The organism is Actinomadura montaniterrae (assembly GCF_008923365.1).
Classification (GTDB): domain Bacteria; phylum Actinomycetota; class Actinomycetes; order Streptosporangiales; family Streptosporangiaceae; genus Spirillospora; species Spirillospora montaniterrae.
This window is the reverse complement of the sequence record NZ_WBMR01000191.1, coordinates 1-12,301: the sequence shown is the minus strand read 5'-3', so window position 1 is coordinate 12,301 and position 12,301 is coordinate 1. Positions and strand designations below refer to the sequence as shown.

The following is a 12,301-nucleotide window of genomic DNA, read 5'->3' as shown; positions in this document are numbered from 1 at the left end:
GCTCGGCGAGCACACCGGCGACTGGGGCGGCGGCGGCGCGCTCGGCCGCGCCGCGCTCTGGCACGCCGTCCGCGGCGAGGACGGCCGCGGCCCGCGCACCGCGCTCACCGGCGCGGTCGCCGCCCACTTCGGCGTGGACCGTGCCATCGACGTCGGGCTCGGCATCCACCTCGGCGAGTTCGACGAGGGCCGGCTCACCTCCCTCGCCCCCGTGCTGATCGGCACCGCCGAGGCGGGCGACGCGGTGGCGCGCGAGGTCGTGCTGCGGCTGGCCGAGGAGATCGCCGTCCTCGGCTCGGTCGCGCTGCGCCGCCTCGGCCTGCTGGACTCCCCCGCCGACGTGGTGCTCGGCGGCGGCGTGCTCGCCGCCCGCCGGCCGCTGCTGATGGACGCGGTCGCCGAGCGCTACGCCGAACTCGCGCCGCACGCCCGGCTGATCGTCCCGGACGATCCGCCGCTGCTCGGCGCCGCGCTGCTCGGCCTGGACCACCTCGCCGCGCCGCCCGCCGCGCACGCGGCGCTGCGGGAGGCGTTCCGGCGGCCGCGAGTCCGGTAGATTCGGCGCTTTGACCAAGCCGCACCAAGCCCCGCCCTTGACGCTGTAAGGTGCGGCCCGACGAGGAGGAGGAGCGCCGTGCAGATCGGGTTCGCAGTACCGGTGACGGGGGCGTGGTCCACCCCGGCCAACCAGGTGCTGATCGCGCAGCGGGCCGAGGAGCTCGGCTACCACTCCCTGTGGACGCTCCAGCGCGTCGTCAACCCGGCCGGCTCGGCCGACCACACCTACCGCAACGTGCCCGACCCGCTGGTCACGCTGGCCTACCTCGCGGGCTACACCAGCCAGGTGCGGCTGGGCGTCGCCGTGGCGAACATGCCGTTCTACTCCCCCGCCATGCTCGCCAAGCAGGCGATCACCCTCGACCACGTCACCGGCGGGCGGCTCGACCTCGGGCTCGGCAACGGCTGGATGCCCGAGGAGTTCGCCGCGGTCGGCGCGTCGATGGAGCGCCGCGGCGCCCGCGCCGAGGAGTTCCTCGCCGCGCTGCGCGCGATGTGGACGGGCGAGCCCGGCGAGGTCAGCGAGTTCCACGGCGAGTTCTACGACGTCCCGCCCGTCACCATGGACCCCCGGCCGCTGCAGGCGCCCGAGCCGCCGATCCTGCTCGGCGGCGCGTCGGAGGGCGCGCTGCGCCGCGCCGGGCGGCTCGCCGCCGGCTGGGTCAGCTCCAGCCGCGCCGACCTCGCCGCGATCGGCCGCTCGATCGAGATCGTCCGGGACGCGGCGGCGAAGGCCGGCCGGGACGCCGCGGCGCTGCGGTTCGTCTGCCGGGGCGCGGTGCGGGTGCGCACCGAGGAGGCCGCGCCGCCCGAGGACGAGCGGCGCCCCCTGACCGGCACCTACGAGCAGATCATCGCCGACTTCGCCGCGCTGGAGGAGCAGGGCGTGACCGAGCTGTTCGTCGACCTGAACTTCGACCCGGAGCTGACCGGCCCGGACGCCGACCCGTGGGACTCGATGTACCTGGCCCGCGAGGCGCTGGAGGCCTTCGCCCCGCGCTCGTGAGCACGCGCCGCCGCCGGGGGCGGCCGCCCGCGCGCGTCCTCACAGCGCCGGGCGGCGCCCCTCCCACGGGGTGCTGAGCACGACGGTGGTCCGGGTGGCGACGTTCGCCGCGGCCCGGATCTGCTGCAGCAGCTCCTCCAGCTCGTTGGGGGACGCCACGCGGACCTTCAGGATGTAGCTCTCGTCGCCCGCCACCGAGTGGCAGGCCTCGATCGCCTCCAGGTGCGCCAGCCGGTCGGGGGCGTCGTCGGGCGCCGCCGGGTCGATCGGCTTGATCGACACGAACGCGGTGAGGGGCAGCCCGATCTGCTCGTTGTCGAGCTGGGCGGTGAAGCCCCGGATGACGCCGCGCTTCTGCAGCCGCCGCACCCGCTGGTGCACCGCCGACACCGACAGGCCCGTCCGCTTGGCCAGATCGGTGAAACTCATCCGCCCGTCGTCGGCCAGCAGCGCCATGATCTGACGATCGATCTCCTCCACGCGGGAAATCTAGCGTGCCGCGGCCGGTGGACGTGACCCGGGCAGATCACAGATCAGTTCTAATCACCCGTTCCCCGGAGGGACCGGGCCCGGCCGGGCCCGGGGGTCAGCGCCGGGAGCCGCGCAACGCGCCGCAGCTCCCCCGCACCACCAGTTCGGTCGGCAGCAGCAGCGGGCCGCCCCGGCCGCGCCGCGCCTGGTCGCGCAGCAGCAGCTCGCACGCCCGGTGGCCGATGTCGCGGCCCGGCCGCGCCACCGCCGTCAGCGGCGGGTCGCACAGCTCCGCCCATGCCACGTCGTCCACCATCGCGATCGACACGTCGGCGGGGACGCGCAGGTCCAGCTCCCGGGCGACCAGCACGGCGGCCTCGCCCAGCAGGTGCCCGGCGGCCAGCACGGCGGTGACGTCCGCGCGGCGCTGCAGCAGGCCCGCCGCGGCGGCGTACGCGGCGTCCCGCGCGGGCCGGGCCGCGACGACCAGGTCCTCCTCCACCGGGACGCCGAGCCGGGCCAGCGCGTCGCGGAACGCGCGCTCGCGCACGCCGGGCCGGTCGCCGGGCGCGGCGCCGCCGAGGAAGGCGATCCGCCGGTGCCCGAGCCCGGCGAGGTACTCCACCAGGGACCGGACGCCGCCGGCGTCGTCGGCGAGCACGGCGGGGATCTCCGGCAGCCCGGGCAGCACCCGGTCGGCGAACACCACGCTGGAGCAGACCCGGACGGCGGCGCGCCAGTCGGCCACGTCCCCGGCGGGCAGCGCGATGATCCCGTCCACCCGCTGCTCGACGAGCCGGTCGACGATCTCGGCCTCCCGCTCGGGGTCGCCGTCCGACGCCTCCACGATCACGTGCCCGCCGAGCGTGCGGGCGCTGGCCAGCACGCCGGCGAGCAGCTCGGCGTGGAACGGGTCGGTGACGCCGGGCAGGACGAGCCCGATGCCGCCGCTGCGGCGCAGCTTGAGGCCGCGGCCGAGGGCGCTCGGCCGGTAGTCGAGCTCGGCGGCGGCGGCGAGCACCCGCTCGCGGGCGGCCGCGCTGACCGAGCCGCCGGAGAACACCCGGGAGACCGTGGCGATGCCGACGCCCGCCGCGGCCGCCACGTCCTTGATCGTCGCCGACCGTCCGTCCCCCACCGGCTGCCCGCCCCTTCATATCCGCAGATCTCGGATCTTATCCTGATCAACTCTCCCATGGAAACGATTCCATGATGTTTACTCCAGCCATTGAGCGAAAGCCCTGCTGGGCAGGGGTGGACGGGAAACGTTTCCAAGAGGGGGCGGGATGGCCGAGATCAAGCTGGACCGGGTGGACAAGATCTACTCGGGCGGGGTCAAGGCGGTGGACGGCCTGGACCTGACGATCGAGGACGGCGAGTTCATGGTGCTCGTCGGTCCGTCCGGCTGCGGCAAGTCGACCGCGCTGCGGATGATCGCCGGTCTGGAGGAGATCAGCGGCGGCAAGATCTCCATCGGCGGCCAGGTGGTGAACGACCTGGCGCCCAAGGACCGCGACATCGCGATGGTGTTCCAGAACTACGCGCTCTACCCGCACATGACGGTCGAGCAGAACCTGGCGTTCGGCCTGAAGCTGCGCGGCACGCCGAAGTCGGAGATCAAGCAGAAGGTGCTCGAGGCCGCCAAGATGCTCGGCCTGGAGCAGTTCCTGTCCCGCAAGCCCGCCGCCCTGTCCGGCGGCCAGCGCCAGCGGGTCGCGATGGGCCGCGCGATCGTCCGCGAGCCGCAGGCGTTCCTGATGGACGAGCCGCTGTCCAACCTGGACGCCAAGCTCCGCGTGTCCATGCGTGCCTCGCTCAGCCAGCTGCACGAGCGGCTCGGCGTCACCACCGTCTACGTCACCCACGACCAGATCGAGGCGATGACCCTCGGCTCGCGGGTGTGCGTGCTGCGCGAGGGCAAGCTGCAGCAGGTCGACACCCCGCAGCGGCTGTTCGACAACCCGGTCAACATGTTCGTCGCCGGGTTCATCGGCTCGCCCGCGATGAACTTCGTCACGGCGCAGCTCGGCGGCGGCGACGGCGGCGCGCAGGTCTCGTTCGCCGGCTTCACGCTGCCGGTGCCGGACGCGATCCTCAACGACCGGCCCGCGCTGCGCGACTACATCGGCCGGGAGGTCATCCTCGGCGTCCGGCCGTCCGACTTCGAGGACGCCGCGCACGCCAACCAGGACTGGGCGCCGATGTCGGTGAAGAGCAGCGTCACCGAGGAGCTCGGCAGCGAGATCAACGTCATCTTCACCATCGACGCCCCGCCGGTCGAGCACAAGGACACCGCCGACCTCGCCGAGGACGCCGCCGAGGGCGACGCCGACATGGCGATCCCGCTGGTGGACAACAAGGCGCTGTGGACCGCCCGCGTCAACTCCCGCTCGCACGTGCGCCCCGGGCAGGACATCGACCTGGCCGTGGACACCAAGCGGCTGCACTTCTTCGACCCGGCCAGCGGCCTCGCGATCGGCCACCCGGGCGCCGCGGCCGCCGCCGCGCCCGACCTGAAGAAGGCCGCCGGCTGACCCGGCCCCTTCGCTGACAGCGCGTGAAGGCCCGTGCGGGATCGTCCCGCACGGGCCTTCACGTATCTCCGCTTCGCGGCGGCGGCGCGCCCGCTACTTCACCGAACCGGCGAGGACGCCCTGCACGAAGTAGCGCTGGAAGGCGAAGAACACGACCAGCGGCACCAGCAGCGACAGGAACGCGCCGGGCGCGAGGATGTCGATGTTGCCGGTGAACTGCCGCATCTGCGACTGCAGCCACTTGGTCATCGGCTGCGCGCCGGTGTTGGCGAACACCAGCGCGACCAGCAGGTCGTTCCACACCCACAGGAACTGGAAGATGCCGAGCGACGCGATCGCCGGGCCGCCCAGCGGGAAGATCACCCGCCGGAAGATCGTCCACTCCGAGCCGCCGTCCATCCGCGCCGCCTCCAGCAGGTCCCGGGGGATCGCGGCGAAGAAGTTGCGCAGCAGGAAGATCGCGAACGGCAGGCCGAACGCGACGTGGAACAGCACCACGCCGGTGATCGAGCCGTACATCTTGAACCCGCCGACGTCGATGTTCCCGTACAGCTTCGCGACCGGCAGCAGCGCGACCTGCACCGGCACCACCAGCAGCGCGACGACGATGAGGAACAGCCAGTCGCGGCCGGGGAACTCCAGCCACGCGAACGCGTACGCCGCCAGCGACGCGATCGCGACCACCAGCACCGTCGCCGGCACCGTGATCAGCACGGTGTTCCAGAACGAGTCGACGAAGTCGGGCTTGTCCAGCAGCGAACCGTAGGCGCTGGTCGTGATCTGGGACGGGTGGGAGAACACCTTCCACCAGCCGCCGGCGTTGTTGTCCTCGGTGGAGCGCAGCGACTCCACGAACAGGCCGAACGTCGGCACCAGCCAGAACAGCGCTACCAGCACCAGCAGCACCTGCGCGACCGTGCCGCCGGCCCGGCCCACCAGGCGCGACGCCACGCTCCGGCGCGGCGGCGGTCCCGGCGCCCGTGCCGCCGTCGCCGCCCGGCGCGCCGTCCGGGGTGACGTCAGTGCCGTCCGCGGTGCTCATTTCCGCTCCTGCCGCAGTCGCCGGATGTTGAACAGCATGGCGGGCAGCACCAGCAGGAACAGCAGCACCGCGATCGCGCTGCCCGCCCCGGGGTCGTTGCCGCCGCCGAACGACTTGGTCCACATCTCCAGCGCCAGCACGTTGGCGTCCGGATCGCCGCCGCCGATGATGAACACCAGGTCGAAGACCTTCAGCACGTTGATGACGAGCGTGACGAGCACGACCATCAGCACCGGCGCGAGCAGCGGGATCGTCACCCGCCGGAACACCTGCCACTCGGTCGCGCCGTCCACCCGGGCCGCCTCCAGCGCGTCGCGCGGGATCGCGGCCAGGCCCGCGGCGATCAGCACCATCGCGAACCCGGACCACACCCACAGGTACGACCCGATGATCGCGGGCGTGATGAGCGTGCTGCCGAGCCATTCGGCGCCGCCGTAGGAGGCGGTGAAGTTGCTCTTCGGCAGCCGCACCGTGACGGCGCCCGACACCTTCTTCAGCGTGAACGTGCCGTCCTTGCCGGTGGTCGCCGTCGCGACGACCTTCCCGCCGCGCACCGCCTCCACCTTGACGCCCGGCAGCCCGGACTCGCCGGCGTTCGGCTTGTTCAGCTCACCGCCGCCGCCCTTGGTGAAGTCGAACCAGACGGTGCCGGTGACCTGCCCGGCCTTCGCCGCCGGCGGCTGCGCGGCGGGCTTGGCGTCCTTCGGCAGGTACTCGGGCTTGACCTTGACGAGGGGCAGCAGCGCGGTCTGCCCCGCCGACACCGGACCGGACCCGACCACCGCGCCGCCCTGCTCGTGGACGAGCTGGTCGCCGCCGGTGCGCGGGCCCGCGCCCGGATAGGTCGTGCCCGACTTGAAGGTGTCGTGGATCGCGACCAGCGCCGCGTTGGCCACGCCCTGGTCGGGGTCCTGCTGGTACACCAGCCGGAAGATGACGCCGGAGGCGAGGAACGAGATCGCCATCGGCATGAACACCACGAGCTTGAACGCCGTCGCCCACCTGATCCGCTCGGTGAGGACGGCAAAGAACAGCCCGATGATCGTGACGAGCGTGGGCGCGACCACCACCCACACCACGGTGTTGCGCACCGCGACGAGGTCGTCGTGCCCCTGGAACACCCCGGTGTAGTTGTCGAAGCCGACGAACGAGCCGCCCGAGGCGTCGAAGAAGCTGCGGATCACCGAGTAGACGATCGGGTACACGACCAGGAAGCCGAGCAGCAGCAGCGCGGGCAGCAGGAACAGCAGCGCCAGCCAGGACGGCGGGGTCAGCCGCTCCCTAGCGCCGCGGCGCGGCGCGGCCGGGCCGGTGACGGCGGCGGCGCCGCCGGCCGTGGCGGCCGGCGGCACCCCCTCATTCGAAGGCTTCATCCGGGGTCGTCCGCTCCCCTACTTGAACGCCTTGGCGGCCGCGGCCTCCAGCTTGGCCTGCGTCCCCTTGACGTCGGTCGGCTTGCTCACGAACTGGCGCAGCGCCTCCCACTCGCCGGCGCCCGGCGTCGCGCCGAACGCGGCGGGCGCGAGGTCCGACATGTCGTAGCGGGCGCTGTCGCCGGCCTGCTGCATCTGCTGGATCAGCTGCTTGGCGATCGGGTCGGAGTAGGCGTCCGGCGGGACGGACTTGTTCGGCGTCAGGTAGCCGCCGAGCCCGGCCCAGACCTTCCCGGCCTCCGGGGAGGCGAGGAACTTCATCAGCGCCTGCGCGCCCTTGCCGTCCTTCATCGCGACCGCGACGTCGCCGCCGAGGATCGCCGGGGCGGTGTCGCCGGCCTTCGGGAACGCGAACACCTTCGCGTCGGTGCCGACCTTGGCCTTGGTGGTGGCGATGTTGGCGGCGGCGAAGTCGCCGCCGTAGGCCATCGCGGCCTTGTTCTGGCCGAACACCTGCGTGATCGACTCGTCGAACTTGGTCTTGGTCGCGGTGGCGACGCCGCCGTTGAGGAACTGCGGCTTGCCCCAGATCTCGGCGAGCGTCTGCAGCGCCTTGGCGACCGTCGGGTCGGTCCACTTGATCTCGTGCTTGGCCAGCTTGTCGTAGTTGTCGGGGCCGGCCTGCGAGAGGTAGACGTTCTCGAACCAGTCCGTCAGCGTCCACGAGTCCTGCGGGCCGGCGGCCAGCGTGAACGGGGTGGTCCCCGAGTCCTGCAGCGTGCCGGCGTCCTTCACCAGGTCCGCCCACGCCGCCGGGGGCTGCACGCCCGCGTCGGAGAACGCCTGCGGCCGGTACCAGATGATCGACTTGTAGGCCGCCTTGGCGATCACGCCGTAGGTCTTGCCCTGGTAGGAACCGAGGTCCTTCCAGTACGGCGAGAAGTTCTGCGTCACCTCCGCCTCGGCGTCGCTCGCCAGCGGCTTGAGCTGGCCCTTCGCGGCGTACTGCTGCATCAGGCCCGGCTGCGGCAGGATCGCCACGTCCGGCGGGTTGTGCGCGGCCAGCTTCGGCCCGAGGTAGGCGTCGGTGTTCTCACCGGTCGAGGCGTACTGGACGGTCGCGCCCGTCTGCTTCTCGAACGCCTGCAGGACCTTACGGAAGTTGGTCTCCTCCGTCCCGGTCCATTTCGCGGCCACCGAGACGGTGACGCCCTTGAGCTCCGTCCCCCCGGCCGAGGTCTTCGAGCCGCCGCCCTTGTCGTCGTCGCCACCGCCGCACGCGGCCGCGGCCGACAGCAGCAGTCCCGCCGCGACGGCGGCGCCCACCGTCCTGCGGCCCATCCCTCTGCTGACCCTCATCCCTCATCCTTCCTGGGCGAACCGGCCGCGTCCGATCCCCAGATCGACGCGCCGGACTCGATATCGAAGAAGTGCAGGCGACCGGTGTCGACGCGGATCGTCACCGGGTCGCCGACCTTCACGCGGGTGCGGGGGCTGAACCGCGCGACCAGGTCCGTGCGGGGCCGCTCCATGTGCCCCAGCACGTCGGTCCCCGCGTCGCGGGCGAGCTCCTTGGTGTCCTCGGTGACGACCTGGGCGGCCTCGACCGCGAAATGGACCAGCACGTCCGAGCCCATCGCCTCCACGAGGTCGGCGGTGGAGGTCAGCGCGGACCCCTCGGGCGCCTCCACCAGCTCGGAGTCCTCCATGTCCTCGGGGCGGATGCCGACGACGACGTCGCGCCCGAGGTAGGACGCGAGGCCGGGGCGCTCGTGCAGCACCGCGGCCGGAAGCGCCAGGGTCTGGCCGCCGATCTCCAGGCGCGGGTTCGCCGCGTCCCCGGACAGCGTGCCGTGCAGCAGGTTCATGGCGGGTGAGCCGATGAAGCCGGCGACGAACAGGTTCGCCGGCCGGTCGTAGAGCTCCTGCGGCGGTGCCACCTGCTGGAGCTCGCCCTTCTTCATCACCGCGACCCGGTCGCCGAGCGTCATCGCCTCGGTCTGGTCGTGCGTGACGTAGATCGTGGTGACGCCGAGGTCGCGCTGGATGCGGGCGATCTCGGCGCGCATCTGGACGCGCAGCTTGGCGTCGAGGTTGGACAGCGGCTCGTCCATCAGGAACGCCTGCGGCTCGCGGACGATCGCGCGGCCCATCGCGACCCGCTGGCGCTGGCCGCCGGACAGGTTGCGCGGCTTGCGGTCCAGGTGGTCGGTGAGGCCGAGGATCTCCGCGGCGTGGTCGACCTTCTCCCGGATCTCCTTCTTCGGCAGCTTGCGCAGCGACAGCCCGAACCCGATGTTGTCGCGCACCGACAGGTGCGGGTAGAGCGCGTAGCTCTGGAAGACCATGGCGACGTCGCGGTCGCGGGCGGGGACCCGGTTGACGGTGCGGCCGCCGATCGTGACGGTGCCCTCGGAGATGTCCTCCAGGCCGGCGACCATCCGCAGGGCGGTGGTCTTGCCGCAGCCGGACGGCCCGACCAGCACCAGGAACTCGCCGTCGGCGATGCTGAGGTTCAGGTCGGTCACGGCCCGCGTCCCGTCGGGATAGACCTTCCCGACGCTGGTCAGGTCGACCTCTGCCACGGCGTCTCCTCTGCTTGACAAGCGCTACCCCGGCGTAACTTGAAACAAGGTGGTACAGGGCGGGACGGCCGGACCGCAATACGCGCGGCACCGCCTGACGCATTTGGTGCAGAGATCGTTACCGACCCGTTTCCGGGTCATTTTCCGCCAACCGAAAACAAGCCGAAGGCGCGGACGAAAAACGCCCGCGCCTTCGCGCCCTCATCCCCCGGACGGCCCCGGGGTGGTTCAGCCGACGACCACCAATCCCCGCTCCGTCACGTTCATGGCCTCGTAGCCGTCCTCGGTGCACACGACGATGTCCTCGATGCGCGCGCCGTGCGGGCCCGGGTAGATGCCCGGCTCGATCGAGAACGCCATTCCCGGCTCCAGCGGCTCGCGGTTGCCCGCCACGATGTAGGGGTCCTCGTGCGACTCCAGGCCGATGCCGTGCCCGGTGCGGTGGAAGAAGTGCTCGCCGTGCCCCGCCGCCGCGATGACGTCGCGGGCCGCCGCGTCCACCGCCTCCGGCGTCACGCCCGGGCGCACCGCCTCCCGCGACAGCCGCTGCGCCTCCTCCAGCACCGCGAAGTACGCGGCGTAGTCGGCGGGCGGCTCGCCCACGCAGTAGTTGCGGGTGGAGTCCGAGCAGTAGCCGCTCGGCATCGTCCCGCCGATGTCGACCACCACCGGCTCACCTGCCTGGATCACCCGGTCCGACAGCTCGGCGTGCGGGTTCGCGCCGTTCGGGCCCGACCCGACGATGACGAAGTCGACGGCCTCGTGGCCCTCCGCGATGATCGCGTCGGCGATGTCGCGGCCGACCTCCCGCTCCGTCCGGCCGGCGCGCAGGAACTCCGGGACGCGCCGGTGCACCCGGTCGATCGCCGCGCCGGCCTCGCGCAGCGCCGCGACCTCGGCGGCGCTCTTGCGCATCCGCAGCTCCCGCAGCACCCCGCCCGCCGCGACCTGCTCGGCGCCCGGCATCGCGGCGCGGAACCGCAGCGCCATCACCGCCCACATCCGGTCCGCCACGCCCACCGACGCCAGGCCGCCCGGCAGGCGGCGCGCCACCAGCGCGTACGGGTCGTCGGTCTCGTCCCACGGGACCAGCTCCACGCCGAGCGCGCCCGCGGGCGACTCCTGCGCCGCCGGCAGCTCCAGCCGCGGCACGACCAGGAACGCCTCGCCGTCCGCCGGAACCACCAGGCAGGTGAGCCGCTCGAGCTGCTTGGCGTCGTAGCCCGTGACATAGCGCAGGTCCGGGCCGGGCGTCAGCAGGACCGCGCCGAGGCCCGCCTTCGCGGTCGCCTCGCGCACCCGCCCCAGCCGCTCGCGCGGATACAACTCCGTTGTCACATCCGTCTCCATACCGGTCGCGGTGCCGGGCCGCCCCGCCGCCGGGCGTGGGCCGCGCCGCGGATCACCGCTTCCTCCTCCCCTGTGACCTGCTCCTGTTACATTCTGTCCGTGCTCCGACACAGTTCGCACCGCCTCGGATACCGCACCAGGATCCCAACAACGCCGTCCCGCCGCCGCCCCGGCCCGCCCGCGGCGCCGCGCCGCGGCTGAGCCGATGCGGCGCACCCGAGACACCGCCGGACGCGAGGATACGGCGGCGGCCCGCGTCCCCGCCCCCGCTCCCGCCGGGCAGGCCGCCGGCGAACAGGCGACCGTCGAGCAGGCGAAGGGCGTGCTGGCCGAGCGGTTCGGCTGCGACGTGGAAACCGCCTACGACCGGCTGCTGGAGCTCGCCGCCGGCGCGGGCGTCGAGCCCGAGACGGCCGCCGCGCTGCTGCTCGGCGCCGTCCCGGAGACCCCGTGGCGGAAACGCCTCCCGGCCGCCACGGTGAACGAGGTGCCGCTTCCGCGCGCCGCGCTCCCGGGCGACGCCACGAGCGCGGCCGACGACGCCGACCCGGCCGCGCAGCTCGCACTGGTCGAGCGGCTCGGCGGCCTCGGCTGGGCCCGCTGGGACCTGGCCACCGGCGAGGCCCGCTGGTCCGCCGGGCTGTACGAGCTGTTCGGGCGGGACCCCGCCGCCGGGCCGGTGGCCCTGGACCGGCTCGCCGAGCACGTCGTCCCCGCCGACCTGCCGCACGCCGAGCACTTCACCCGCGCCCTGCTCGGCCGCCGCGAGCCCGCCGACGTGGAGCTCCGCGTCCGCGCCGGAGGCACCGTCCGGCACCTGCGGGCGATGGCCGAGCCCGTCCTGGACGCCGGCGGCGAGCCGGCCGCGCTCCGCGTCGTCTTCCAGGACGCCGCGCGCGGCCGCCGCGACGACCTGCTCGCCGCGACCCGCCTGCGGCTGGCGCGGCAGCACCTCCGCCTCGCCGAGGAGCGGCGCACCGCCGTCGAGCTGCAGCGCGCCCTGCTGCCGCTGCCCCGCGGCCCCCGCGACCTGCCGGGGCTGCGCGCCGCCGTCCGCTACCTGCCCGCGTGCGGCGGGACGCGGGTCGGCGGCGACTGGTACGAGGCGGCGGCGCTGTCGGACGGCGAGGTGTTCCTCGCGATCGGCGACGTCGCCGGGCACGGCCCGTCCGCCGCGGCCGGGATGGCGCGCGTCCGCAACGCGCTCAGCGGCCTGGCCTGCACCGGCGCGGCGCCCGACCGGCTGCTGGCGGCGCTGAACCGGATGCTGCTGAACCGGACGCCGCTCGACGGGCCCGCGCGCGGGCGGGACCGGCCGCCGACCGCGAGCGCCGTCGCCGCCCGCTACGAGCCCGGCCCCCGCGTGCTGACCTGGGCGCGGG

At 73.4% G+C, this 12,301-nt stretch carries 10 protein-coding genes and 1 pseudogene; 4 read left to right on the top strand and 7 right to left on the bottom strand.

What is annotated here, in order from left to right; genetic code table 11:
• Together F9B16_RS53115 and F9B16_RS39305 are read left to right on the top strand one after the other, a co-directional pair.
• Positions 1 to 556, top strand: a pseudogene (locus F9B16_RS53115) (ATPase); the annotation flags it as partial.
• A 78-nt stretch (positions 557 to 634) separates the two neighbouring features.
• Positions 635 to 1,564 carry a TIGR03619 family F420-dependent LLM class oxidoreductase gene (locus F9B16_RS39305; protein ID WP_151545322.1) on the top strand — a complete coding sequence of 310 codons (930 nt, stop codon included), beginning with the start codon at positions 635 to 637 and terminating at the stop codon, positions 1,562 to 1,564.
• A gap of 39 nt (positions 1,565 to 1,603) precedes the next feature.
• On the opposite strand, the gene F9B16_RS39300 is transcribed toward F9B16_RS39305, so the two are convergent.
• Together F9B16_RS39300 and F9B16_RS39295 are read right to left on the bottom strand one after the other, a co-directional pair.
• Positions 1,604 to 2,044 (bottom strand): Lrp/AsnC family transcriptional regulator, encoded by a 441-nt coding sequence (locus F9B16_RS39300; protein WP_151545321.1) that lies wholly within the window; start codon positions 2,042 to 2,044, stop codon positions 1,604 to 1,606.
• 106 nt (positions 2,045 to 2,150) lie between these two features.
• On the bottom strand, positions 2,151 to 3,173 hold the full coding sequence (locus F9B16_RS39295) for a LacI family DNA-binding transcriptional regulator (RefSeq protein ID WP_151545320.1): 1,023 nt from the start codon (positions 3,171 to 3,173) through the stop codon (positions 2,151 to 2,153).
• A 148-nt stretch (positions 3,174 to 3,321) separates the two neighbouring features.
• Here F9B16_RS39295 and F9B16_RS39290 point away from each other — a divergent pair, with 148 nt between their 5' ends.
• Positions 3,322 to 4,569: an ABC transporter ATP-binding protein gene (locus F9B16_RS39290; protein ID WP_151545319.1), complete on the top strand. Its 1,248-nt coding sequence runs from the start codon at positions 3,322 to 3,324 to the stop codon at positions 4,567 to 4,569.
• Positions 4,570 to 4,662: 93 nt separating this feature from the next.
• Here F9B16_RS39290 and F9B16_RS39285 read toward each other — a convergent pair whose 3' ends face one another.
• The 5 genes from F9B16_RS39285 to F9B16_RS39265 form a co-directional block, all read right to left on the bottom strand.
• A complete protein-coding gene (locus F9B16_RS39285) occupies positions 4,663 to 5,520 on the bottom strand; it encodes a carbohydrate ABC transporter permease (protein WP_264159845.1) in 858 nt (285 codons plus the stop codon).
• Positions 5,521 to 5,607: 87 nt separating this feature from the next.
• On the bottom strand, positions 5,608 to 6,984 hold the full coding sequence (locus F9B16_RS39280; RefSeq protein ID WP_151545317.1) for an ABC transporter permease: 1,377 nt from the start codon (positions 6,982 to 6,984) through the stop codon (positions 5,608 to 5,610).
• Between the two features lie 18 nt (positions 6,985 to 7,002).
• On the bottom strand, positions 7,003 to 8,343 hold the full coding sequence (locus tag F9B16_RS39275; RefSeq protein WP_151545316.1) for an ABC transporter substrate-binding protein: 1,341 nt from the start codon (positions 8,341 to 8,343) through the stop codon (positions 7,003 to 7,005).
• Positions 8,340 to 9,569, bottom strand: a complete 1,230-nt coding sequence (locus F9B16_RS39270) for an ABC transporter ATP-binding protein (RefSeq protein ID WP_151545315.1) — start codon at positions 9,567 to 9,569, stop codon at positions 8,340 to 8,342. Before F9B16_RS39270 ends, F9B16_RS39275 begins: the two co-directional genes overlap by 4 nt.
• A 228-nt stretch (positions 9,570 to 9,797) precedes the next feature.
• Positions 9,798 to 10,907 carry a M24 family metallopeptidase gene (locus tag F9B16_RS39265; protein WP_225992345.1) on the bottom strand — a complete coding sequence of 370 codons (1,110 nt, stop codon included), beginning with the start codon at positions 10,905 to 10,907 and terminating at the stop codon, positions 9,798 to 9,800.
• A gap of 217 nt (positions 10,908 to 11,124) precedes the next feature.
• On the opposite strand from F9B16_RS39265, the gene F9B16_RS39260 reads away from it, so the two are divergent.
• Positions 11,125 to 12,301 (top strand): SpoIIE family protein phosphatase (locus F9B16_RS39260; protein WP_151545313.1); only part of this gene is annotated, 1,177 nt, incomplete at its 3' end.